This is a genomic window from uncultured Microbacterium sp. (assembly GCF_963521645.1).
Taxonomy (GTDB): domain Bacteria; phylum Actinomycetota; class Actinomycetes; order Actinomycetales; family Microbacteriaceae; genus Microbacterium.
Map to the genome: position 1 here is coordinate 23788 of NZ_CAUQVQ010000004.1, position 23794 is coordinate 47581.

21 protein-coding genes are annotated in these 23794 nt (G+C 64.4%); all 21 read left to right on the plus strand.

Annotated elements, in window-relative coordinates; translation table 11 throughout:
• Positions 1–37 precede the first annotated feature (37 nt).
• The 21 genes from RWO82_RS02105 (at position 38) to rpsS (ending at position 23791) form a co-directional block, all read left to right on the plus strand.
• Positions 38–1183, plus strand: coding sequence for an NAD-dependent epimerase/dehydratase family protein (locus RWO82_RS02105; RefSeq protein ID WP_314422649.1), 1146 nt, complete (start codon positions 38–40; stop codon positions 1181–1183).
• The gene (locus RWO82_RS02110; protein WP_314422651.1) at positions 1180–2181 is read left to right on the plus strand and encodes a glycosyltransferase; all 1002 of its coding nucleotides are present in this window, start codon (positions 1180–1182) and stop codon (positions 2179–2181) included. The genes RWO82_RS02105 and RWO82_RS02110 overlap by 4 nt, the downstream gene beginning before the upstream one ends.
• On the plus strand, positions 2178–3239 hold the full coding sequence (locus tag RWO82_RS02115) for a glycosyltransferase (RefSeq protein ID WP_314422652.1): 1062 nt from the start codon (positions 2178–2180) through the stop codon (positions 3237–3239). The genes RWO82_RS02110 and RWO82_RS02115 overlap by 4 nt, the downstream gene beginning before the upstream one ends.
• A gap of 89 nt (positions 3240–3328) precedes the next feature.
• Positions 3329–4711, plus strand: a complete 1383-nt coding sequence (locus tag RWO82_RS02120; RefSeq protein ID WP_314422655.1) for a hypothetical protein — start codon at positions 3329–3331, stop codon at positions 4709–4711.
• Positions 4708–5892 carry a hypothetical protein gene (locus RWO82_RS02125; RefSeq protein ID WP_314422656.1) on the plus strand — a complete coding sequence of 395 codons (1185 nt, stop codon included), beginning with the start codon at positions 4708–4710 and terminating at the stop codon, positions 5890–5892. The genes RWO82_RS02120 and RWO82_RS02125 overlap by 4 nt, the downstream gene beginning before the upstream one ends.
• An 8-nt stretch (positions 5893–5900) precedes the next feature.
• On the plus strand, positions 5901–6908 hold the full coding sequence (locus RWO82_RS02130; protein ID WP_314422658.1) for a polysaccharide pyruvyl transferase family protein: 1008 nt from the start codon (positions 5901–5903) through the stop codon (positions 6906–6908).
• A 15-nt stretch (positions 6909–6923) separates the two neighbouring features.
• Complete coding sequence (locus RWO82_RS02135; protein WP_314422661.1) at positions 6924–8381, plus strand: MBOAT family O-acyltransferase; 1458 nt, start codon at positions 6924–6926, stop codon at positions 8379–8381.
• Positions 8382–8392: 11 nt separating this feature from the next.
• The gene (locus tag RWO82_RS02140; protein ID WP_314422664.1) at positions 8393–9517 is read left to right on the plus strand and encodes a hypothetical protein; all 1125 of its coding nucleotides are present in this window, start codon (positions 8393–8395) and stop codon (positions 9515–9517) included.
• 195 nt (positions 9518–9712) lie between these two features.
• Positions 9713–11827 (plus strand): acyltransferase family protein, encoded by a 2115-nt coding sequence (locus RWO82_RS02145; protein WP_314422666.1) that lies wholly within the window; start codon positions 9713–9715, stop codon positions 11825–11827.
• A 428-nt stretch (positions 11828–12255) separates the two neighbouring features.
• Positions 12256–14310, plus strand: a complete 2055-nt coding sequence (locus tag RWO82_RS02150; RefSeq protein ID WP_314422667.1) for an acyltransferase family protein — start codon at positions 12256–12258, stop codon at positions 14308–14310.
• A 220-nt stretch (positions 14311–14530) separates the two neighbouring features.
• Complete coding sequence (locus RWO82_RS02155; RefSeq protein ID WP_314422669.1) at positions 14531–16315, plus strand: DUF4012 domain-containing protein; 1785 nt, start codon at positions 14531–14533, stop codon at positions 16313–16315.
• A gap of 98 nt (positions 16316–16413) precedes the next feature.
• Positions 16414–17919 carry a sugar transferase gene (locus RWO82_RS02160; protein ID WP_314422671.1) on the plus strand — a complete coding sequence of 502 codons (1506 nt, stop codon included), beginning with the start codon at positions 16414–16416 and terminating at the stop codon, positions 17917–17919.
• 77 nt (positions 17920–17996) lie between these two features.
• Positions 17997–18509, plus strand: coding sequence for a hypothetical protein (locus tag RWO82_RS02165; protein ID WP_314422672.1), 513 nt, complete (start codon positions 17997–17999; stop codon positions 18507–18509).
• Between the two features lie 68 nt (positions 18510–18577).
• Positions 18578–19507, plus strand: coding sequence for a peptidoglycan DD-metalloendopeptidase family protein (locus tag RWO82_RS02170; RefSeq protein ID WP_314422676.1), 930 nt, complete (start codon positions 18578–18580; stop codon positions 19505–19507).
• 101 nt (positions 19508–19608) lie between these two features.
• Positions 19609–19821, plus strand: a complete 213-nt coding sequence (locus tag RWO82_RS02175; RefSeq protein WP_314422678.1) for a hypothetical protein — start codon at positions 19609–19611, stop codon at positions 19819–19821.
• Between the two features lie 854 nt (positions 19822–20675).
• Positions 20676–20984, plus strand: a complete 309-nt coding sequence (gene rpsJ, locus RWO82_RS02180) for a 30S ribosomal protein S10 (protein WP_017201594.1) — start codon at positions 20676–20678, stop codon at positions 20982–20984.
• Between the two features lie 8 nt (positions 20985–20992).
• Positions 20993–21652 (plus strand): 50S ribosomal protein L3, encoded by a 660-nt coding sequence (rplC, locus tag RWO82_RS02185; RefSeq protein WP_056312872.1) that lies wholly within the window; start codon positions 20993–20995, stop codon positions 21650–21652.
• 2 nt (positions 21653–21654) lie between these two features.
• Positions 21655–22317, plus strand: a complete 663-nt coding sequence (gene rplD, locus RWO82_RS02190) for a 50S ribosomal protein L4 (protein ID WP_017829207.1) — start codon at positions 21655–21657, stop codon at positions 22315–22317.
• Positions 22314–22637, plus strand: a complete 324-nt coding sequence (gene rplW, locus RWO82_RS02195; RefSeq protein WP_017829206.1) for a 50S ribosomal protein L23 — start codon at positions 22314–22316, stop codon at positions 22635–22637. Before rplD ends, rplW begins: the two co-directional genes overlap by 4 nt.
• Positions 22638–22657: 20 nt before the next feature.
• Complete coding sequence (gene rplB, locus RWO82_RS02200) at positions 22658–23497, plus strand: 50S ribosomal protein L2 (RefSeq protein WP_067121105.1); 840 nt, start codon at positions 22658–22660, stop codon at positions 23495–23497.
• A 12-nt stretch (positions 23498–23509) separates the two neighbouring features.
• Positions 23510–23791 (plus strand): 30S ribosomal protein S19, encoded by a 282-nt coding sequence (rpsS, locus tag RWO82_RS02205; RefSeq protein WP_017201589.1) that lies wholly within the window; start codon positions 23510–23512, stop codon positions 23789–23791.
• Positions 23792–23794: the final 3 nt, after the last annotated feature.

A 23794-nucleotide genomic window follows, 5' to 3' on the forward strand; every position in this document is an offset into this window, starting at 1 on the left:
GGCGACGTCTTTGTCTCCTTCTCACGGAAGTATTGGAATGTCGCGGATTCTCATCACCGGCGGTGCCGGATTCATCGGTTCGCGACTAGCCGTCAGCCTTCATGGCCGCGGCGACGACGTGGTCGTGCTCGACACCTTGAGCGAGCAGGTCCATGGATCTGACCCGGATACGACGTCTGTGACCTACCCCGTCGCCGCGAAGGTGTCGACGGTGATCCGCGGATCGGTGACGGACCGATCGGCCGTGGAGCGTGCACTCGAAGGTGTGGATGTCGTGGTCCATTTCGCCGCCGAGACAGGCACGGGACAGTCGATGTACGAGATCGAGCGCTACGTCGAAGCGAACATCCAAGGCACGGCTGTGCTTCTCGAGGCGATCGCGACGACGAAGAACGACGTTCGCCGCGTGGTGGTGGCCTCTTCGCGATCCGTGTACGGCGAGGGCGCCTATGAAGATGCCTCCGGGTCCGTGCTGTACCCCGAGCACCGCCCCGACGCCCAACTGGCTGGCGGCGTGTTCGACGTCGTCGGCGCAGACGGAGTCCCGCTGAAGTGCATCGCGACGGATGAATCGTCGGTTCTGCATCCGTCGTCGATCTACGGCATCACGAAGCAGGTTCAGGAGCAGCTCGTCCTGACGGCGGCCAGGTCGCAGGGCATCGATGCCGTCTCGCTGCGATTCCAGAACGTATACGGGCCCGGGCAGTCTCTGACGAACCCGTATACGGGGATCCTGTCCATATTCACCTCGCTCCTGCAGGCGGGACGACAGATCAACGTGTTCGAAGACGGCGAGGAATCCCGCGACTTCGTGTTCATCGACGATGTCGTCGCAGCGACAGTGGCCGCCATCGACAGCGAGACCGCCTCAGGCCACGCGATCAACGTCGGCTCGGGCGAACCGACGACGGTCCTTCGCGTGCTGGAGCTCCTGGGCGCCGCATATGGCATCGAGCCCGACTACTTCGTGAGCGGTGACTATCGCCTCGGCGACATCCGCCACAACTATGCCGACCTCACGAAGGCCAGGGAACTGCTCGGGTTCACCCCGCGACTGTCGGTCGACGAAGGCATCCGTCGCTTCGCCGAGTGGGCGCAGGGGGAGACGACGGACGCGGACTCCTACAAGAGCTCGCTGACCGAGCTTCAGGATCGCGGTCTTCTCCGTACAGTGGCCCCGTGAGGATCGCGTTCATCACGCCGTCCTTCTTCGGGTACGAGGAGGCGATCGCACAGGCGTTCCGAGACCGAGGGATCGACGTCGACAGGTTCGACGAGCGCCCGAGCAACTCGGCCATCTCGCGCGCTGTGCTTCGGGTGATGCCTCAGTTCGCGGCGCGGCGCCTGCGAGGGCACTTCGACAGGATGCTGCAGCAGATGAGAGGGCGTCGCTACGACGCGCTCCTCATCATCAAGGGAGAGAACCTTCCGCCCTCTGTCCTGCGGGAGTTCTCCGAACAGAACCCCGAAGCCGTGCGGATCTTCTACACTTTCGATTCGCTCGCGAACAGCGGGCGATGCGTCGACCTGTTCCCCGACACCGATGTGCGCTACTCGTTCGATCGCGGCGACGTGGCGGCGCGGGGGGACCTGACGTACAAGTCCCTCTTCTTCGCCCGCGAATTCGCTGAGGCACGGGGACGCGCACGCGAGTTCGACGCTTCGTTCGTCGGCACACTGCATTCCGACCGATACAACTTCTTTCACGGAGTCGTCAGCAAGCTTTCGCCGGAGCGTTGCTTCGCATTCTTCTACTCGCAGGCGCGGTGGTTCTTCGCTCTGCAGCGTGTCTTCGATCGGCGTATGCGCAAGGTCGCGCCGGGAGAAGTCAGCTTCGACAAGATGTCCCGGGCTCGGGTCGCCGAGGTCTTCGGAGCATCGCGAGCGGTCGTCGACTACCAGCGTCCCGGACAGGACGGCCTCACGATGCGTACGTTCGAAGCACTGGGCAGCGGCGCGGCACTGATCACCGCGAATCAATCGATTCTGGCCGAGGAGTTCTACGATCCCTCCCGGATCCTGGTCGTCCCGAGAGATGCGGCTTCGATCGATGGTGAGGCTGTGCGCGAGTGGGTGGCGGCGCTGGACGACGACTGGTCGTTCGAGGGCTTCGATCAGTACAGGATCGACTCCTGGATAGACGACTTCCTCCGCGATGTCGACGCAGGGAGGAACCGGTGAAGATCGTCATCGACGCTCTCGGCGCGCCTGCGGAGTCAGGTGGGATGCGAGTCCACGCCGAGGAGTTCATTCGTACCTGGACCGAGGAGTTTCCCGGTGACGAGCTCATCGTGCTGGGGTACAGCTGGCTCGCGGACTCATTCCGAGACGTGGAGAGTGTCGAGGTGGTCCCCGCGACGAGCAAGGCGGCGCGGTATACGGGCCAACTGCTCTGGAGTGCACAGGTCTACCGACGTCGTCGCGCGGACGCGCTTCTGTCCCTCTCGACGATCGTCAGCCCCTTCGTCCCGTCGGCGAACAGCGCATGCTTCATCCACGACTGGCGCCACAAACTGAATCCGTCTGAGTTCGGACTGGCGCAGAGGGTTTACCGGCGGTTGTGGGAGATGTCGATCCGTCGTGCGGGAACGACGTTCGCGATCTCTGAGAAAACGCGCAGGGAGACAGAGCGTTTCGCCCACCCGAAGCGTCTGGTCGTTGCTGAGAACGGTGACGATCACGCCAGACGATGGGGCGTGGCGCGTGTCGTCAGTGCAGGGCTCCCGACCGTTCTGACCTTCGGGCATTTCGCCAGCAAGCGTCCGGAGCTCGCCATCGACGCGGTCTCGAATCTTCGGCAGCGCGGACATGATCACAGACTGGTGGTCCTGGGGGCCAAGGGCGACTATCGAGAGGAGTTGCGAGCGCGGGCCGCATCCGATTCGGTCTCCGACCTCGTCGAGCTTCCTGGTTTCGTCACCGATGAAGAGCTTCATCGATCGGTCAGCTCGGCGTCCGTGCTTGCGCTCGTCTCGAGCGACGAGGGGTACGGCATGCCTGTCGTCGAGGGCGGCTACTTCGGCGTCCCGACGGTCGTCACAGACGACAGCGGTCTCGTCGAGATTCACGGCGACCGTGTGGTGTCGGCCGCTGCAACCGGAGAGTCGATCGCCACTGCGATTCTCGCCGCTCAGAATGCCGTCGCGGAACGGACGACTGCTCATACCTGGGCGGATACGGTCCGGACTGTACGCAATTCGATGCGCGAGCAACGCGAGCCGGAGGAAAAGAGCGAGTGATGGCTTCGAGGGGGGAAGTGGCCGCTTCAGGTTCGGCGTCGCTGCGATTCCGGGTATTCGTCCGGGAACTCGGGTGGGTGCCGACGACGATGCTTGTCCTCGCCGCTCTGGTGCTCGTTTCCCTAGCTTTTCCCGTCGTAGCCGAGGGACACGGACCATGGATCGAGGGTCTTCGCAACGCGGTGCTGTTCGTCTCGTTGGTCGGCACCGCGACCGCGACCTACATCGCCTGGCCGAGCCGCTGGAACATCCCCGCTCATCTCCAGCTCGCCTTCTCCATCCCCGCTTACCTCGTCCCCGTCTTCGGTCTCGATTGGCTCGAACTGCCCTCGCAGGGAGTCTCGGCGCTGTACGTCCGGCTCGTGTCGGTGGGTTTCGTCGCCATCGCGGCGGGCGTGCTTGCCGGCAGGCTTCTGGCATCACGACTCACGCGTGGAGGCCGTGTCGTAGCAGGCATTCAGCGAGTTCTGCTCAGCACCGAGAGCCAAGTGAGGCGACGTGTGCTCGTCGCGGTCACGGCATCCGTGGGGATTCTTCTCGTCTGTTTCCTGATCATGGGATTCACGCCTGCGCTTGCTGCTGACCCGAACGCAGCGAAGTTCTTCAAGGGGGTGTATCACGAGCCGTATCAGGCGGTGTCGATCCCGTATCGCCTCACAACGACGGTGATCCCTCTGCTGATGCCCCTCGTAGCCGTCTACGCATGGAAGCGCCGCAAGAGCATCTACTGGATCGTGCTGCTCGCTGTCTCCGTCGGCGTCATGCTGCTGTCGCTTCTCCGAGAGCCGGCAGTCAGCGGGCTGCTGCTCGCTGTGGGAATCCTGGTCGCCTTCTACCGTCGGTTCCAGGTCGTTTACGCCATCGTTCTCGTCGCCGCATATGTCGCGGGAAGCGCCATGTACGCGGTACTCGCATTGCTGGGTGTAGAGCAGTATCAGTCGATGGTGCGATCACCCGAGAGCCTGCTCACGGGTATCGCATCCGGAGCGCCCGACATCAAAGATCAGCTGGCCTTCCTCAACGCGTGGCTTCCCGGACACGAGCTCACGTATGGGCGGACCTTCTTCGGGGGGCTCCTTCCTGGCAACTATCCGTGGAACCCCTCGGTGTGGGCGCTGCAGACGTTGAACCCGACCACGCCGATCGAGGACATCCGTTCGGGTGGTCTGCGACTGCCGCCGTCGGTGTGGGGCTATGTGAGCTTCGACTGGGTCGGCGCCGCGCTCGTGCCACTCATCTCAGGTGTGATCCTCGGAGTGATGTCATTGATCACCGCCCGGGTGATCCGCGAGCTGGACCTCGAGCAGGCAGCGATGCTGATGCTGGTCTACGTCGCCGCGATCGATGTCTTCCCTGTCTTCTACCGACTGAGCTACCTCTCCGTTCTCGCTCTCCTCGTCGTCCTCCTGCTCCTCGTGCCATGGCGTCGCGGAAGCTTCCGGCACCGTTCGGCGGAGCAGTCTGCGGCATGAAACGGCTTCTCAGGCTCGGTGCGCCGACCGTAGGCACGATCACGCTGCGCCTTGCCCAGCTCATCGTGCTGCTCGCCTTCGCGCGGCTGACAGAAGGAGAGACACAGAACTTCCTCGTCACAGGGTTCGGTGTTCTCGCTTCGTTCGCGATCATCAGTGACGCTGGGGGTGCCCCATTTCTGTTGAGCTTGCGCCCCGAGCGGCACAGCGCCCAGACCTTCCGGCGAGTCATCGCGCTCCAGGGAGGGTTCGCGCTGTTCGGGCCCGTGGTGTTCTTCCTGTTCGCACTGGGAATTGCGCCGGATGGGATCTCGACTCCACACTTCTTCGTGCTGGTGGCCCTCTCCGTGGCTCAGGCCTTCGACACCATGGTCAGAACGGCCAAGTCTCCGTGGCTGGTGCAGCGCCGCGATCATCTCTTCGCGTTTCCCGACATTCTCAACGGCCTCGTCAAGATGGCGATCGTCGGGCTTGCGCTCGTCGTAGGGAACGTCGACCTTGTGGCAGCGGTTGTGGTGGTGTCACTGGTCGCTTTCGTCGCCACGTTCTTCGTCGTGCTCCGAGGTTTGCCCGGAAGTCCCGATCGAGAACCCAAGCTCGTCAGTCGCACGCTTGAGATCGGCGTCACGGGGATGCTGAGCAGCGCGTATTCACAGACGCCGATGTTGTTCGCAGCGTGGATGCTCCCGCTCGAGGTGTCCGCCGTGTTCGCAGTGGCCTATCGCATCGTGCAGGCGCTCGAACTCCTTCCCGCGACGGCCACGACCCAGCTGATACCTCGCTTCCGGTCGTTGGACGTTCGCAGGGTCTGGTTGCTCTTCACTGGCGTCGGGGTCCTTCTCGCAGGCGTTCTGGTGCTCGCATGGCCGATCGTCACGTGGCTGTTCACCGTGATCGTGCCGCTGAACTACCTGGTGCCGATCGCCCTTGCGTTCGCGCTCAAGTGTGGAAACTACTCCTTGGTGGCATACCTGCTGGGGACGGAGAAGATCCGGCAGCGGTTGATCGTCACTGTGGCCACGGGAGTCTGCGCGGTGATACTCGTGCCTTCGATGATCATCTTCGCCGGAGCACAGGGACTCGCCTTCTCAGCGCCCATCATCGAGGTCGTGTTCCTCACGACCGTCATCATCGTCCTTCGCACACCGCTGCGACCACTTCGCCGAAAGGGATCCGAGTGAGGATTCTCGTGATCAGTTCAGACCGCACGTCGGAGCTGAACCGCCCCATCAATCTGGGCGACGCCATGTTGACCGACGCGCTGGTCGCCGCGCTGCGCGCGAGAGGGAACCAGGCCATCGCTGCCGACTTCGGCGAGCCGAGGCATGGCGGGGGAGAGGATCGACTGCAGCTGTCAGGGCCCGGTGCGCTGCTGCGCGCCATGCGTGACTTCGACGGAATCGTGATCGGCGGCGGCACCCTGCTTCAGGACGATGCCCGCGATGTCCCCGGCGGATGGGGCGGGCTTCCGCGGTTGTGCGCTGCCAGCACTGTCATCGCGCGTGCGACGAGGACCCGCGTGGCCTTCTACGGGGTCGGATGCGACCCTGTAGAGCGGTTCGGCGCGCGAGCCCTGCTGCGGCTTGCGGTCAAGGGCGTTCCCGTCTGGGTGCGGGATGCGAAGAGCGCCTCCAGGGTGTCGCATACGCTCAAGGGGAATGCCATCGTCGGAGCGGACGCCAGTCTCCTGATGGGCTTCGACCCTCGGGGCGAGGCCGCAGATGACGCCCCCATCGTCGTCGCGCTCAACGGGGAGCACGCACGCCATCTGAAAGTGGAACACCTTGACGAGCTCAAGCGCTCAGGGCGGCGTCTGGTGTTCCTGAACATGTCGCAGGGCGGATCGTTCATGGACGCGAGCGCGCTCTCGAAGCAGGCGCGCGCAGCGTTCGATGAGGTGACAGGGCCGCTGGACTGGGACGAGGCGTTCCGACTCATCAGGTCGGCGGAGTCCGTGTGGGGCTCCAGGATGCATGCCCTCTATGCCGCGATGCTGAGCGGGGTGCCGATGGTCGCTCTCTCGGAGCTTCCCAAGGTCGTCACCTTCGCGGAGGACTTCGTGATTCCGCGTGTGGATGACACGAGCGGGATGGCAGACGTGCGGCCGGGGATGGCCGACGCTGCGGCGCTGTCTGCCGCCGTCGCGACTGCGGACAGCACACTCGACGACCTGCTGCTCGCATTTCGCGGGCGATAGGCGGTAGCGACACTCATGGTCTTTTCGAGCCCGACGTTCCTCTTCCTGTTCCTCCCCATAACGATGCTGGGGTACCACCTGCTCCCGGTGCGCGGACGCCTGCGCAACTGGTGGTTGCTCATCATGAGCGTCCTGTTCTACTACTGGGGTGCGGGCAGTGCGATCGGCGCGATCCTCTGGGTGTCGATCTTCAGCTTCGGTGCCGCATGGGCGATGTGGCGGTATGCGAAGAGCCGCCACCAGAACGGAAAGGCGCCGCTCACGCGGATTCCCCTGGCCGTTGCGCTCGCGATCGTGCTCGTTCCTCTCGTGCTGTTCAAGTACCTGCCGCAGTTGGCGATCCAGGGTGTGCCGGGTGCGGTGCACATCGCAGCTCTCACCGGTGCAGAGTCGTGGATCCTCCCTCTCGGCGTGTCGTTCTTCACCTTCCACGGAATTTCGTACGTCATCGATTCCTACCGAAACGGGGCCCCGCTGACGCGGTCGTTCCCGTCGTACCTTCTGTACCTCTTCGTCTTTCCGCACCAGATCGCCGGTCCCATCGTGAGGTATGCGGAGATCAAGGACGAGGTCGAGTCCTCGCGGACGATCACCGCCCGGCGATTCGGCTACGGAGCCACGAGGTTCGCGTGGGGGCTGGCCAAAAAGGTCATCATCGCGGACAGCGCGGGTCAGCTCGCCAACGCGATGTTCGACAGTGCCGCATACTCGGGCCAGCTGTCGATGTCGACCGCATGGATCGGCGCGCTCGCGTACGCTGTGCAGATCTATTTCGACTTCAGCGGGTACTCCGACATGGCGATCGGGCTCGCGGCGATGTTCGGGTTCCACTTCCCTGAGAACTTCCGCAGCCCCTACACGTCGCATTCTGTCAGCGAGTTCTGGCGACGATGGCACATCACTCTCACCCGGTGGTTCCGCGACTATGTCTACATCCCGATGGGGGGCAACCGTCGAGGCCGGCTCGTCGAGTATGGGGCGCTGCTGACCGTCTTCGCGTTGACGTCGATCTGGCATGGTGCGCTCGCCGGATTCCTGCTGTGGGGCGGTCTGCAGGCCGCAGCGATGCTGTTCGAGCGCTCGACGGGATTGCGAGACTCTCGGCGATTCCTGATCGTGCGTCGCGTCCTCACGGCTCTTTTCGTCGTGCTCGCCTGGGTCCCGTTCAGAACGACGGAGCTCGACGCCTCCATGCGCATCTGGCACGCGATGTTCGTCGGTCCGACCGACTTCATCGCTCCGCAGATGGTCACCGCCATGACCCCCTTCACACTCGGCGCCCTCGTGCTCGGCCTCCTCGCGTTCTTCACCACGTCGAAGAACACGACGTTCGAGATCCTGTTCCGTCCCTCGCTGAAGGATCAGACGGTGTCGCCGGTGCGTGGCTGGGTGATCGCCGCGCCGCTGTTCGTCGCCACGATCGCCATGGTGCTTCTCAGCGATTTCAGCCCGTTCCTCTACTTCCAGTTCTAAGGAGAGCTCGAATGCTCAAGTCATGGGTGCGACGCCGGGCCGTCACGATCGCAGCGGTCGGCGGCAGCCTCGCTCTGCTCGCGCTCTGGCTCGTGCCCGGTGACGTGGCCGAGAGCCAGAACCGCGCCGAGGTCGACTTCCCGTCCGTCTCGGCTCAGTCGCTGACAGAAGCCGAGACGTTCGCGCACGTCGATCGTGCGTTGAGGGATCGCCTGGGCGCGCAGGTCCCGGTCGTTCATGCCGCCGGCGCCATCTCCAACGACATCGGAATGAGTCCCAACAGCACGACGTGGCTGGGCGAGGAGAACGAGCCGTTCTTCGCCGTCGACTTCATCTACCCCTGCCGAGGGAACTCCGCCCGCATGTATGCGGTCCATCAACAGCTTCAGGCAGACGCCGCGGCACTGGAGTCGAGCGGCAAGTACGTCGTCTACACGGTGGCGCCGGACAAGTCGTCCATTCGGGACGAACGGCTCGGCGGTCTGCGCGATTCCCTGCTCAACTGCGCTGATCGCGTGCGGGCATCCTTCGTGGAATGGGAGGAGGGGCAGGATTTCCCCCTGATCACGCTCTGGGATGAGCTCGCGGATGCGGACGCCTCTCGTGAGGGACGAGACGACGGCGTCTACTACTTCGGCGACAGCCACTGGAACGCGGACGGCGCGGCGGTGTGGACGAGGACGCTTCTCGAGCGTCTTGTCGACGATGGGGTCGCGCCGCCATCGATTCTCGACGACCTCGATGAGACCGGGACCGCGCCGGGCGAGGTGGTCATCCCGGATCTCTTCCGCAACATGGGACTCACCGAGACCGTCGAGCGCGTGGAGATGGTCTACGACCGCGACGGCGTGTCGACGAAAGAGGGCACCGTCACGACCTCTGAAGGCGCGGAACTCCCGCACATGCTGTCGTCGTCGACCGACGCCGCCCTGATCGAAGGCAAGACACTGGTTCTCGGTGACTCGTTCCTTCACACACACGCGATCACGCAGCTAGCCCCGTTCTTCACCGACGTCACCTTCGGCTCCCTGGCCGACTTCGAAGACGTCGAAGACTACGACAACGTCATCGTCGAACGCGTCCAGCGGAACTCGGTGGAGCCGGGGTGGCCCGATTTCACTGGCGCAATAGGTTGACCGGCGTCGCCGTGAGTCCCTCTTAGGCAGCGTTGGGGGGTCTCCTGCCGCTGAAAGGCGAACGACCGCGCTGCGGCGCGCAACTTGTCGTTCAGCGGCGGAAAGCCGAAGCGTGGCGGTCGACACAGCTCAGCATTCCGCTGGGCGCGGCGTGGTCTGTCGTATCCCGGGGCATCAGGGTGCCGGGAGAGGCCGGTGCGCTGTGAGATTATCGGACGGGTCCAGCACACAGGGGGAATCACATTGTCAGCAGCGCCTCACGTAGACGCACGGGTCACGAAGAAGAACTTCGTACCTCGACTCGACATCCAGGGACTCCGCGCATTTGCCGTGCTCACAGTCCTCGCGTATCACGCTGGTCTCCCTGTTCCTGGTGGATTCATCGGTGTCGACGTGTTTTTCGTCATCTCCGGCTTCGTCATAACTGGCGCTCTCATGCGCGAGTGGGAATCCACTGGCGGAATCCGAGTCGGCCGCTTTGCCCTTCGTCGCTATTGGCGCCTCACCCCGGCGCTCGCCGCCGTGGTTCTCTTCACAGTGCTCGTTTCATCGCTGCTACAGTCCCCGCTGGGCGCACAGCAAGCGACAAGCGCGACGGGCATAGGGGCGTTGCTCCTCGCGGCGAACGGCGTCATCGCGCACATCTCGGGGGGATACTTTGACGGGCCTGCGGAGAGCAACCCGCTGCTACACACCTGGTCACTGTCTGTCGAGGAGCAGTTCTACCTGGTGTTCCCGATCCTGATGCTCTGCGGCTGGCTCATCGCCCGCAAGCTCGGATGGCGAAGCATCGGCCCGACCGCCGTTGTCGTGCTCATCAGCGTCCCGTCCTTCCTGCTGGCGATGTACGGCCCCAACCTGCATATCTTTGGAGAAGGTAACTGGCTCTCGGGGTTCTACAGCCCGCTCACACGCGCGTGGGAATTCGGTGCCGGGGCAATCCTTGCGCTCGTCGGGACGGTCGTTGCAACCCGAGGACGCATCGTTGCGAACATCGTAGGGATTGCCGGTGCCACGATGCTCATCTCGTCGCTGTGGCTCATCGATGCAGAGACTGCGTTCCCCGGAAAATGGACCGTCTTGCCTGTCGCCGGCACGATGCTCGTTATCCTCGCCGGATCGAGTGCGCAGTCCGTCGTTTCACGTGCCATCTCCAGCAAGATCGCTGTGCGCATCGGCGACTGGTCCTACTCGCTGTATCTATGGCACTGGCCCTTCATCGTGTTCGCGTTCGCGATCCTCGACACCCATTCCATGTGGGTCGGAGTGGCAGCATGCCTGCTATCCATCCTCCCGGCCATCGCCTCGTATCGTTATGTCGAACAGCCGCTACGACGGATCCCGGCGATCGGTTGGGCTCGACTCGCTCGACGGATGGTGACCGTCACCGCAGTGCCGCTTGTCGTCGCTCTGGCCTTGGGCCTGGGAGCGAACGCAAGCTGGGGTAGCGACAGCATTCGCAACCTCCAGGTAGCACAGACCGTCGGCGGTGCGACCCCTGGGTGCTTTGCCGATCAGCCGTCCACAATCAAGCAGCCAGCTGATTGCATCCAGAACGCGGAGGGTGCCGCCGATCCGGTCTATCTTCTCGGAGACTCAAACGCCGTGATGTTCGCACCCGGGGTTCGAGCCGCGGCCCTCGAAGTAGATGCGCCGTTCGCGTCTTACACCTTCAGCTCGTGTCCTGTTCTTGGAGACGAGCTCGTGGGTTCGATCACTCACACTGCCATCCGTCCCGGATGCCTGGACTATCAGACCAGAGCCCTCAGCTGGCTCGACACAGCCGCTCCTGGAACGGTCTTCCTCGGCGCCTCCGACTATTACCTCCGCACCACGGAGATAAGTGTCCCCACCTCCACGGCGACCGTCACGAATGACACCGCAGTCAAGATCGAGTGGTACGCGAATGCGCTCGGCAACGTGATCGATCGCCTCGAGGCTGGCGGACACCAGGTGGTTGTGATCAATCCGATCCCGAACTACTGGCTCGAGGATGTCGAGGCGACTCAAGCCAACTGGAAGGGACCAGACACCTGCGCGAACATGGCGCTACTCCTCGGCGCGTGCAACTCGACGATGGACACCTCACTCAGCGACAAGCGCGATCGCCAGCAACCCGTCTGGGACATGATTGAGACGGAGTCGAGCGCACACGGAGCGACCGTACTCGACCTCACCGACGATATCTGTGCGGGCAACGACTGCCCGATCATCCGCGACGGCCTCCCGATCTTCCGCGACGCTAATCACATCACTCCGCAGCTAGCGCTTGCCCTCTCTGACGACTTCCTCAGCGCGCTGGCGAAATAAGAGAACCCCCTACCTAGCCTTCGGGCCGGGCGGGGGACTTTTCGTGGTTCCGGCCTACCGCTCGTCCGCGAGCGGAGGGAAGCGCAGCAGGCTCGCATCGACGCGCACTGCGACGCCGGCCGAGGCAACCAGTCGACGTCGCCGTTCCGACGTCGAGGAGAGAGCGTGCAGGGGTAGCACTGACGCCTCACGTGGGTAGTCCAGCTTCGACCTTCGACCGGCGGCGCTGTCTGCGCGTCGTTTCTGCGCCGCGCCAGTTCCGAGGTGAAGTAATCCGATAACTAGAATATTGCAGTGCCCGAAGATGACCGTCGCTTCACAGACGTCTCCGCGGGAACCGGTGTCGGCTCGACTCGTGTCAGCGGAACGAATGTCAGAACGCATGCGTCCAACTTGGGTGTCCAAGTCATGGCCGAGATAAGGGAACGATGACTGGACCAAAGCGGGATTTCCGCACTGATCTGCAAGCGCTCCGCGCGGTGGCCGTACTCGCTGTGATCGTCAATCACATGTGGCCCGAGGTCCTTCCCGGCGGCTACATCGGCGTCGACGTCTTCTTCGTGATCAGTGGATTCCTCATCACGTCCCATCTGCTCCGCGAGTCGCGGAGCACCGGCAAAATCCGGCTGGGCGCGTTCTGGGCGCGACGCGCCCGCCGTCTGTTGCCCGCCGCACTGCTCGTGCTCGCGGTGTGCGCCATCTTCACCGTCGTGAAGATGCCCCTTCCCCAGTGGGAGAACGAGCTCTACCAGATCGGCGCCGCCGCGGTCTACGTGCTCAACTGGTTGCTCGCCTCGAACTCGCTCGACTACTTCGCCCAGGGCGATGCCCAGACGCTGGTCACCCACTACTGGTCGCTCTCGGTCGAAGAGCAGTTCTACATCATCTGGCCGATCATCCTCTTGGCCGTTGTCTGGCTCACCTTCCGTCGCGCCAAGCGCACGCAGGTCGTCATCACCGCTGTCGTCTTCGCGGGCATCGCGCTCGTCTCTCTCGCGTGGGCTGTGTACTCCACCGCCCAGACACCGTCGGCCGCGTACTTCCAGACCACTGGCCGTGCATGGGAGTTCGCCGCAGGCGGTCTCGTCGCTCTGCTCCCCGTCCTCAGCGAGACGATCCGCCGCCGGCTCAGCGCGTTCGTCTGGCTCGGCTGGGTGCTCATCCTCGGCAGTGCCGTGCTCTTCGACTCGCAATCCGGCGTCCCCGGGCCCGCAGCCCTCATCCCTGTCCTCGGTGTCGTTCTCGTCATCGCGATCGGTGAGGCCGAGCACGCCTGGTCGCCGCGGCCGATCACCTCGTTCCGCCCCGTGCAGATCATCGGCGACGTGAGCTACTCGGCATATCTCTGGCACTGGCCGCTCATCGTCGCCGCCCCCGTCATACTGTCGCGGCCGATCGGCACACTGGACAAGATCGTTCTCTTGGCCATCACCCTGGTTCTCGCGCTGCTCACCAAGCGTTTCGTCGAAGACCCGGTGCGCCTCGGCCCGCTCGCCCGCATCCGCCCGCGCTGGATCCTGGTCATGACCGCGGCCGCGATGGCCCTGGTCCTCGTCCCGTCTGCCGTCGGTGTGCTCGGGCTGCGCGATCGCGGTGTCTCAGCGACCGCCGAACTCGTCGCTGCGTCGAAAGACCCGGGGGAGTGCTTCGGCGCCCAAGCCGAGCTCGGTGCTGGGGACTGCTCCGACTCCCGCGAGCTCGGCGACCAGGCCTACCTGCTCGCGAACGGCCAGTTCAACCTCATCTCCAGCACGACTGGCGGCACCGTCTGTGAAGACGTGACCACCGCCAACGGGTTCGTCAAGACATGCTCGTTCGGAGTGCCAGAGGGGACGCAGGATCTTGACATCGCGGTCGTCGGAGACTCACACGCCGAGATGTGGTCGGGCTCGCTCGACACCGTGGCACCCGTGCACAACGCGCGAATCCACACGTTCCTCAAGGGTGGCTGTACGGCGACCGCCGACCCCGCGGTGGGAACGATCAGCACGGACCCCGCCTATATCGCCGAGTGCCACGCCTGGCGCACGGACATGATCGACATGCTGGTCGACGACCCCGACATCGACGTCATCATCACCACGGCGTGGGCAGACAGATACACCGTCAACGGCGAACCTGACCCCGGCACCGGTTACGCCGACGCGTGGAACCGGTGGCTCGACTCGGGTAAGCGCGTCATCCTGATGGCTGAGCCTCCGGTGCTGCCCGTCGACGTTGTGGACTGCATCATCGAATCTTGCACCGTACCCGTCGAGAGCCTTGACGCTGAGTCGGGGCTGACGCGCGCCGCGGCGATGATCGACAACGTGAACTTCAGCGTTGTCGACTTCTCCGACGTGTTCTGCGACGACGTCTGCTACCCCGTCGTCGGTGGAATCCCCGCGTATTACGACAGCAACCACCTCACCGAAACCTTTACGCGTTCGTTCGGCGAGGGCTGGCTCAGGGACGAGCTGACGCGACCGTTTGGACAGCAGTAACTGCAACTGCCTGCTCCGCGGGCAGCTGTCGTGAGAACAGGCATTATTCACACTGATGACAGCGGGACTCGTCGCCGCGATGAGGATGGGGGCGCGGGTCGTCCCGAGCGGGCATGCAGTGCAAATCGGCGCTGATTCACAGGCGGACGCGTTCAGCGTGGTGATGACTGTGCCCGGGGCGCTCAGGGGTGTATCAGGCGTTCGCCGGTAGGATCCGAGCGTGTCACATACGTCTCGACGAGCAGCGCGCGAAGCTGCGCAGAAGCAGCAGTCCGAACGCGGAGCAGCGGCGCGGCCGAACGAAAAGCCCGCCGGCAACCCAAGCCGCCGCAAGCCTGGCCGCACCATCGGATTCGTCATCGCCGCCATCGTCATCGTCCTGCTCGGCATCGCCTGCTGGGTCGCGTTCAAAGCGCTCACCGTGAAGAACGGTCTCGAGGAAAGTCAGCAGCTCATCGGCGAGCTGCAGAACGGCGCAGACCCGAAGGAGACCGTCCAGAAGATGTCCGAGCCGGCGCGAAGCGCGTCGGACGCGGCATCCGACCCCGTCTGGGGTGCGCTGGAATGGATCCCGGTCGTCGGCGAGAACCTCCACGGCGTGCGCCTCGCCGCGCAGTCTCTCGACGTGCTCGTGAACGATGTGGGGATGCCCGTACTCTCGGCCGATGCCGCGAGCGGATCGCTCATCACGCAGGTGCTCGATGTCGCAAAGGCTCAGGCTCCGCGAATCGGGCAGCTGGCCGACGAGATCGCTGAGGTCGAGAAGTCGACCGCCTTGATCGGTCCCGTGCGCAGCGGTGTCGATCAGGTCGCCGAGGTGATGCAGGGCGCGGCTCCCGCTGTAGACCTGCTCCCGACCCTTCTGGGCGCAGACGGCCCCCGGAACTATCTGCTCGTCTTCCAGAACAACGCCGAATCGCTCGCTCTCGGCGGCAGCGCGGCCTCTCAGACTCTCGTGCATGTGGACAACGGAGTCATCGCCATGGGGAGCCAGGGCAACAGCGGCAGCTATCAGAACGGCGTGGCCGTCGACGTGCCGGTGGACCAGAGCGCGATCGATCTCTACTCGAGCTACCTGGTCGACCATGTGAACACGAGCATGAGCCGCCCGGACTTCCCGACCGCGGCTCAGATCATGCGCGCCTGGTGGCAGAGGGACATCTCGCCCGACCAGATCGACGGCGTCATCTCCATCGACCCGATCGCGCTCTCCAGGATCCTTGTCGCCACAGGGCCCATCACGCTGGCGACGGGCGATGTCTTGAGCTCCGACAACGCCGTGTCGCTCCTCCTCAATGAGGTGTACAAACGCTGGGACAGCTACAAGTACCCCGAACTCGTGGACGGCTTCTTCGCAGCGGCTGCCGGAGCGGTCTTCAACCAGGTCGCTTCGGGACAGTTCAACCTGAAGGACATGGCAGTGGCTCTGTCTGAAAGTGCGGCGCGAGGCAACATCCTGGTCTGGAGCGAGGACCCGAAGGTCACGGAGGCAATCGATGGGGAGCGCGTCAGCGGTGTCCTGCCGACCGACAACGAGGACTCCACGACCCTCGGGGTGTACTTCAACAACAGCAACGGGTCGAAGATCGACTACTACACGCGCACCGCGATCACCGTCGATTCCGTCTGTGAAGCGGATTCCACGACCTTCACGGTCAATGCTGCGCTGGCGCTCCCGATCACGCAGGACGAGGCTGAGGCTCTCCCGCGATACGTGCAGAGCATGACGTTCGGAACGACGTTCCGTGACTGGATCTACATCTACGGACCGCCGGGAACCACGCTCTCCAACATCGCAGTCAATGGCGAACGCGTCGACATCCTGTCGCAGGGAGTCGACGACCTGGGTCGACCGACCGCGCGTTTCGAAGCGTGGTTCGAACCGGGCCAGCGAGTGGACGTCACGGCTGCATTCACCGGCACCGGTGCTTTTGGTCCGGTGGCGGTTCAGACCAACCCGATGATCAACGCCGTAGAGCCGGGAATCACAGATTCCTGCAACTGATATGCCGGTTGGCGGCGAAGTCACAGCGACTGGAGTAAACTGACTGCCGATTCAGTGAATTCGCTGGGAGTACAGCGATTCATGTCGGAGGGACAGGGGTGGTCGGCATAGCTGTGGACGCGGTACCAAGGCAGGCGAAAGACCAGAAGTCTCTGGTCTCTCGCCAGCAGCCGCACAAGCGCAGGCGCGGAGAGTGGCCGCGCCGGTACGCGAGCCGACTCTTCTACAGCGACGTGCTGGTGTTGGCGTTGACCATCGTCTCCGCCTGGCTCGTGTCGAGCCAGAGCATGACAGACGACGTGTCGTGGCCGAACGGCCCCAGGATCAGCTATGTCCTCGTTCTCGCGATCATCGGTGTGGCGTGGCTGATCGGCCTGGATGCGATCGATACGCGCGATCATCACATCGTGGGCCACGGGATCCTCGAGTACCGGAGGATCGCGGACGCGACCATCGCGGTCTTCGCATTCACGGTCGCCGTCGCCTTCTTCCTCGGGATGGAGATCTCGCGGCTGTTGCTCGCGGTGATCTTCCCCGTCGGCCTCGTTCTTCTCCTCGCGTCACGGTGGCTCTGGCGCCAGTGGCTGCGCAGGCGCCAGCGGAAGGGCGACTACACGCATCGCGCCGTCATCATCGGCGAGCGGAGCAAGGTCAAGCACGTCGCGCAGCAGATCCGTCGCAGCAAGGACAGCGGGTACACGATCGTCGGCGTCATCACCGACGGCGTCCCGTCTGAGGGAATGCCGCAGCTCGAGGTGCTCGGAGACATCCGCAGCGCCGACAAGGCGCTGGATGCGGCGAACATCGATGCGCTCATCATCGTGGGGTCCGATGACATGGATCCTGAGACCATGCGCCGACTCGGCTACGCCGTGGCCGACCGAGACATCCAGATGATCATGGCGCCGGCGCTCACCGACATCGCCGGTCCTCGTCTGCACTCGCGCCCCGTCGCCGGTCTTCCGCTCGTGCACGTCGACTTCCCGCGCATGGAGGGATCCAGCCGGTTCCTGAAGCGGGTGTTCGATTTGATCGGGTCCGCCGGGTTGCTGCTGCTCTTCTCGCCGGTCTTCCTCGTCACGGCGATCGCCATCAAGATCGACGGCCCCGGCAAGGTGTTCTACCACCAGGAACGAATCGGGCGTGGCGGCCGCACGTTCGGTATGCGCAAGTTCCGGTCGATGGTGCAGAACGCCGACGATCAGCTTGCCAGCCTGCTCGATCTCCAGGGCTCCAGCGAGACTCCGCTCTTCAAGGTCTCGGACGATCCGCGCATCACCAGGATCGGTCGTTTCCTGCGCAAGCACTCGATCGACGAACTGCCGCAGCTGATCAACGTGCTGCGGGGTGAGATGAGCCTCGTCGGGCCGCGGCCGCAACGAGCGGCCGAGGTCGCGCTCTACGACGACATCGCCCTGCGCCGTCTGGCGGTCAAGCCAGGAATGAGCGGTCTGTGGCAGGTCAGCGGGCGCTCGACTCTCTCATGGGAGGAGACGATCCGTCTCGACCTCTACTACGTCGAGAACTGGTCGCTCACGCAGGACGTCGTGATCCTCTTCCGCACGATACGTGCCGTCGTGGCGCCCGGCGCGAGCGCGCACTGAATCGTCTCGGTAACGATCCGCGCGACTGTCCGAGGGGCAACACGGATCCACGCGAAGCGCTGGGTACATTCAAGAACATGAGATCCCCCCTTGCGACGAGAATCGCTGCGAGTGCTCTGGCCATCGTCGTACTCGGCGGAGCAGCCGGTTGTGCTGCAGACCCAGGTGCGGCGAACCCTGTCCCCACGTCCACGGCCACGTCGACCCCTGAGCCGACGTCCACGCCGACCGAGACGCCGTCCGCTGAGCCGTCGCCGACCGCTGAGCCGACAGAGCCACCCGCCTCGGAGTTCGGAGCCTTCTCATTCGAGCAGTTGGCTCAGATCTGCATCGACGCGACGGTCACGGCCTACGCCCCTGACGTCGTCTTCGACATGCCCGGCACGAGGATCGAGCAGCGCACCGTCACGCCTGAGTGGCTCGTCATCGTGCCCGCCGCGACCATGGGGTACCAGGGGCAGTCCGTCTGCACGATCGGCGGCACCCCGGCTGAGCCCCAGATGGAGCTCGGATCCGGATCGATCGAGCAGCTGCCTGAAGAGCAGATCCAGCGGCTGATCCGCGGCGAGAACGAGGGGGGCGATCGCTAGTGTGCGGCGCGGGGGACTTCGAGCCCTCGGCGAAAGACGGCGCTCAGCCCTCCTTCTCGCGTCGCACGATGCTGATCGGAGCAGGAGCTGCGCTCGGTGTCGCCGCGATCGGATGGGATCTCGTCTCTCCGAGCCTCTCCGCCACCGCCGCAGGAACGTACCTCCGACCATGCGGTGACGTGCGCATCTCGAGCACGTGGCAGGGGCACCGAGACCGGAATCCGCCCTCGGGAGAGCCCGGGACGGACTACGCGGTCCCGATCGGCACAGCCGTCCGAGCTGCTGCGGACGGGGTCATCGTCGATCGCAAGGACACCACCACCACTGCGACGGGCCGGTACTTGGCGCTCCGCACAGACGACGGAAACTACATCCGCTACCTCCACCTGCGCTCGAGCGCTGTTCTGCCCGGAACCCGAGTCTCCCGCGGCCAGGTCATCGCCGAATCCGGAGCGTCCGGTTTCGGCAGTGAAACCGGGTACGGATCCCACGTCCACGTCTCCCTCTGGATCGGCGGAACTCCGCTGCAGATGGGGTTCACCAACTCAGTCGATTTCGAGAACTACGTCCAGCCGGAGGATCCAGTGCCCACTCATCAGTCGACGACATACGCGTGGAACGGTGTGCTCCCTCTCGCCACGTGGACACCCATTCCTGTCAGCCCTAATTTCTACTACCTGGCCGAAAGCAGTCACATCGCCAAGGAGACCGGCGATCTCGTCATCTATCTCCATGCGGCTGGAGTCACCAAAGGGTTCCAGGTCCGGGTCGTGGCGGAGACGCTCGACTCCTCCGGCAGAGTGGTCGACACATCCGTGCAGCCGTCACTCGAGATTCCGGCAACCGCCGACACTTCGCCCAACACCCCGACATTCGGGCAATACACTCTGCCGTATCTCCTCTCGGGAAGACTGCGTCTGTTCGCGCAGATCCGCGCCCTCAACGCCGGGATCAAGGTGCAGCGCGTGATCGTCAAGAAGAACTACTGGCTTTCATAACGGAGACGCCTCTCCCACACCTTCCCCTGCACCTCGGTTCCATGCAGAATGAACGTGCGCCGCACATCCGGCGCGTTCGTTCGCATCGAAGGGGGCCCGTCATGGGTATCGAGGAAACGGTCAACAAGGGCAAGGACCTGTACGAGCAGAACAAGGACAAGATCGCCGAGGCCGTGAAGAGCGAACAGGCCGAGGACATCAGCGACAAGGTCCTCGACGGCGTCGCCGACTTCGCGAAGAAGGTCGCACCGGGCGCGGCAGACAAGATCGACGAGATTCGCGAGCAGGCCGACAAGGCGGTCGGCAACGAGTAACGCGACACGCACGCGGCGAGCGGCGGCTTCCTGAGGGGAGCCGCCGCTCTTCTGCATCCGAGACCCGGTATTCGGGCCGGCGGTATCGCGTTCCCGATCGACCATCCCCTAGGATGAGAACGATCGCCTGGGGAACAAGCGGTCAGGGACGTCGAAGGGGTTCGACCTCCCGATTCACGCGGTTCGCCGCGACAAACTGGGGAAATGATTTTGGGGATCATCTTGCGACGCGCGCACTCTGTGTGCCTGAGCGTCTTCCCGCCCGCGCGGCGGTCTCTTCGCCGCGCTCTCGAACGAGGAAGACGGCGTCCCTTCACGCCGGACTCCTCGCGTTCGGTGTGCCCCCTCGCACCGAACGCCCTCCCCAAGCGGGGCGAGGCAGGGGGGTGCCGCGCCCCCCGCTCACCCCGTCGCTGACCGCCCGGGGCGGGGGTACGGGGCGCACACCCCCGGGCGGCGGGGGGCGGCCCCCCCGATGCTCAGCAAACGCGACACGCCCGGGTTTGCACAAGCGAAATCCCGCATGGCAGAATAGACAGGTTCGACATTCCGGCGCGCTCAGCGTGGGCCGGATCACCATCACGACAGTGCATAGGCGGCGCAGACGCGCAGGGACCTAGGCCGCGGGTGGCAGGACGATCCCGACATCTTCATCACGAGGACTTCGCCGTGCGCGGCGGAGGTCGGACATCCGCTCGCTGAGAGGCGAGCGGGATGACAGCAGAACAGTGGTGCAGCAGATCGACTCGCGAGAGTCGTTCGAGTGCCGAGGCGCGAACAGCGCCGACGTGCGTCCAATGCCCCAGGGTCACCCGGCCCCGGACGGTAAGACGCCTAAAGAGAGAGAGCAGACAATGGCGGGACAGAAGATCCGCATTCGCCTGAAGTCGTATGACCACGAGGTCATCGACACGTCCGCACGCAAGATCGTCGACACCGTGACCCGTGCGGGCGCAACTGTCGTCGGTCCCGTGCCCCTTCCGACCGAGAAGAACGTCGTGTGCGTCATCCGGTCGCCGCACAAGTACAAGGACAGCCGCGAGCACTTCGAGATGCGCACCCACAAGCGTCTGATCGACATCGTCGACCCGACGCCCAAGGCTGTCGACTCGCTGATGCGTCTCGACCTGCCCGCCGATGTCAACATCGAGATCAAGCTCTGAGGTCCGCCATGGTTGACATCAACTCCAAGATTTCCAAGGGCATGCTCGGCACGAAGCTCGGCATGACCCAGGTCTGGAACGAGAGCGGCAAGCTCGTTCCCGTCACCGTCATCGAGCTCGCCTCGAACGTGGTCACTCAGATCCGTACCCCCGAGAAGGACGGCTACAACGCCGTGCAGATCGCGTACGGCCAGATCGACCCGCGCAAGGTGAACAAGCCGCTGACCGCTCACTTCGAGGCTGCAGGCGTCACGCCGCGTCGTCACGTCACCGAGATCCGCACCGCGGATGCAGGCGACTACTCGCTGGGCCAGGAGCTCACGGTCGACGGCACCTTCGAGGCGGGCCAGCTCGTCGACGTCGTCGGCACGAGCAAGGGCAAGGGCTTCGCCGGTGTCATGAAGCGTCACAACTTCAAGGGCGTCTCGGCTTCGCACGGTTCGCACCGCAACCACCGCAAGCCCGGCTCGATCGGCGCATCGTCGACCCCGAGCCGCGTCTTCAAGGGCATGCGCATGGCCGGCCGTATGGGTGGCGAGCGCGTGACCGTCCTCAACCTCACGGTGCACGCCGTCGACATCGAGAAGGGTCTGCTGCTCGTCAAGGGCGCCGTCCCCGGTGCTCGTGGCCGCATCGTCTACGTCCGCAACGCAGTGAAGGGTGCCTGATCATGGCTGACTCCACTCTCGCGCTTGACGTCCTCAAGGCAGACGGCAAGAAGGCTGGCTCGATCGAGCTTCCCGCCGCGCTGTTCGACGCCAAGACGAACATTCCGCTGATCCACCAGGTCGTCGTCGCGCAGCTCGCGGCGGCTCGCCAGGGAACCCACTCGACCAAGCGTCGCGGTGAGGTCTCGGGTGCAGGTCGCAAGCCCTTCAAGCAGAAGGGCACGGGTAACGCTCGTCAGGGCTCCATCCGCGCGCCGCACATGACCGGCGGTGGCATCGTGCACGGCCCGAAGCCGCGCGACTACTCGCAGCGCACCCCCAAGAAGATGATCGCCGCCGCCCTGCTGGGCGCACTGAGCGACCGCTTCCGCGGTGACCGCATCCACGCCATCGAGTCCTTCGGCATCGACGGAACGCCTTCGACCAAGACCGCGGTGAACTTCCTCACCAACGTCGTCTCGTCGAAGAACGTGCTCGTCGTCATCGAGCGGGGCGACGACGTGACGCTGAAGAGCATCCGCAACCTGTCGAACCTGCACGTGCTGACGTTCGACCAGCTCAACGCATACGACGTGCTCGTCTCCGACGACATCGTCTTCACCCAGGCCGCGCTCGAGGGCTTCATCGCCTCGAAGTCCGGCGCCAACCAGGAGGTCTCCGCATGAGCGAGCAGGCATCTGTTCTCCAGACGGCCCTGAACAAGGACCCGCGCGACATCATCCTGAAGCCGGTCGTGTCCGAGAAGAGCTACGGTCTCATCGACGAGGGTAAGTACACCTTCCTCGTGGACCCGCGCGCTTCGAAGACCGAGATCAAGCTCGCCATCGAGAAGATCTTCGGCGTCAAGGTCGCAGGGGTCAACACCCTCAACCGCGTCGGCAAGGCTCGTCGCACCCGCTTCGGCACGGGCAAGCGCAAGGACACCAAGCGCGCCATCGTGACCCTGAAGTCGGGCACCATCGACATCTTCACGGCAATCGGCTGATCCGGGGGATAAGGACAATAATGGCTATTCGCAAGTACAAGCCCACGACCCCGGGCCGTCGCGGCTCGTCGGTGGCTGACTTCGCCGAGATCACCCGATCGACGCCGGAGAAGTCGCTGCTGCGCCCGCTCTCGAAGACCGGTGGTCGCAACAACCAGGGACGCATCACGACCCGTCACATCGGTGGTGGCCACAAGCGCCAGTACCGCGTCATCGACTTCCGTCGCAATGACAAGGACGGCGTGGACGCCAAGGTCGCTCACATCGAGTACGACCCCAACCGCACCGCGCGCATCGCGCTGCTGCACTACTTCGACGGTGAGAAGCGCTACATCCTCGCACCGGCGAAGCTGAAGCAGGGCGACGTCGTCGAGTCCGGCGCCGGCGCTGACATCAAGCCGGGAAACAACCTCCCGCTGAAGAACATCCCGACGGGTACCGTCATCCACGCGATCGAGCTCCGTCCCGGTGGCGGCGCGAAGATGGCACGTTCGGCCGGTGCATCCGTCCGTCTCGTCGCCAAGGATGGCAACTTCGCCCAGCTGCGTCTGCCCTCGGGCGAGATCCGCAACGTCGATGCGCGCTGCCGCGCCACCATCGGCGAGGTCGGCAACGCCGAGCAGTCGAACATCAACTGGGGCAAGGCCGGCCGCATGCGCTGGAAGGGCGTCCGCCCGACCGTGCGTGGTGTCGCCATGAACCCGGTCGACCACCCGCACGGTGGTGGAGAGGGCAAGACGTCCGGTGGACGTCACCCCGTCTCTCCTTGGGGCCAGGCTGAGGGTCGCACCCGCCACGCCAACAAGGAAAGCGACAAGTACATCGTGCGTCGTCGTAACGCCGGCAAGAAGCGCAAGTAGGAGTAAGAGAAGATGCCTCGCAGTCTTAAGAAGGGCCCCTTCGTCGACGAGCACCTGCTTCGCAAGGTGGTCGTGCAGAACGAAGCCGGCACGAAGAACGTCATCAAGACCTGGTCTCGCCGGTCCATGATCATCCCGGCCATGCTGGGTCACACGATCGCGGTCCACGACGGTCGCAAGCACATCCCCGTGTTTGTCTCCGAGACCATGGTCGGCCACAAGCTGGGCGAGTTCGCGCCCACCCGCACCTTCCGCGGCCACGAGAAGGACGACAAGAAGGGTCGCCGGCGCTAAGGC

Bases quoted from the DNA above. Each gene is read 5' to 3' on its own strand.
- rplB (WP_067121105.1), top strand. From the start codon at position 22,658: ATGGCTATTCGCAAGTACAAGCCCACGACCCCGGGCCGTCGCGGCTCG.
- rpsJ (WP_017201594.1), top strand. From the start codon at position 20,676: ATGGCGGGACAGAAGATCCGCATTCGCCTGAAGTCGTATGACCACGAG.
- RWO82_RS02135 (WP_314422661.1), top strand. From the start codon at position 6,924: ATGGTCTTTTCGAGCCCGACGTTCCTCTTCCTGTTCCTCCCCATAACG.
- RWO82_RS02120 (WP_314422655.1), top strand. From the start codon at position 3,329: ATGCTTGTCCTCGCCGCTCTGGTGCTCGTTTCCCTAGCTTTTCCCGTC.
- rpsS (WP_017201589.1), top strand. From the start codon at position 23,510: ATGCCTCGCAGTCTTAAGAAGGGCCCCTTCGTCGACGAGCACCTGCTT.
- RWO82_RS02150 (WP_314422667.1), top strand. From the start codon at position 12,256: ATGACTGGACCAAAGCGGGATTTCCGCACTGATCTGCAAGCGCTCCGC.
- RWO82_RS02140 (WP_314422664.1), top strand. From the start codon at position 8,393: ATGCTCAAGTCATGGGTGCGACGCCGGGCCGTCACGATCGCAGCGGTC.
- rplC (WP_056312872.1), top strand. From the start codon at position 20,993: ATGGTTGACATCAACTCCAAGATTTCCAAGGGCATGCTCGGCACGAAG.
- RWO82_RS02175 (WP_314422678.1), top strand. From the start codon at position 19,609: ATGGGTATCGAGGAAACGGTCAACAAGGGCAAGGACCTGTACGAGCAG.
- RWO82_RS02105 (WP_314422649.1), top strand. From the start codon at position 38: ATGTCGCGGATTCTCATCACCGGCGGTGCCGGATTCATCGGTTCGCGA.
- RWO82_RS02125 (WP_314422656.1), top strand. From the start codon at position 4,708: ATGAAACGGCTTCTCAGGCTCGGTGCGCCGACCGTAGGCACGATCACG.
- RWO82_RS02170 (WP_314422676.1), top strand. From the start codon at position 18,578: ATGCTGATCGGAGCAGGAGCTGCGCTCGGTGTCGCCGCGATCGGATGG.
- rplD (WP_017829207.1), top strand. From the start codon at position 21,655: ATGGCTGACTCCACTCTCGCGCTTGACGTCCTCAAGGCAGACGGCAAG.
- rplW (WP_017829206.1), top strand. From the start codon at position 22,314: ATGAGCGAGCAGGCATCTGTTCTCCAGACGGCCCTGAACAAGGACCCG.
- RWO82_RS02165 (WP_314422672.1), top strand. From the start codon at position 17,997: ATGAGATCCCCCCTTGCGACGAGAATCGCTGCGAGTGCTCTGGCCATC.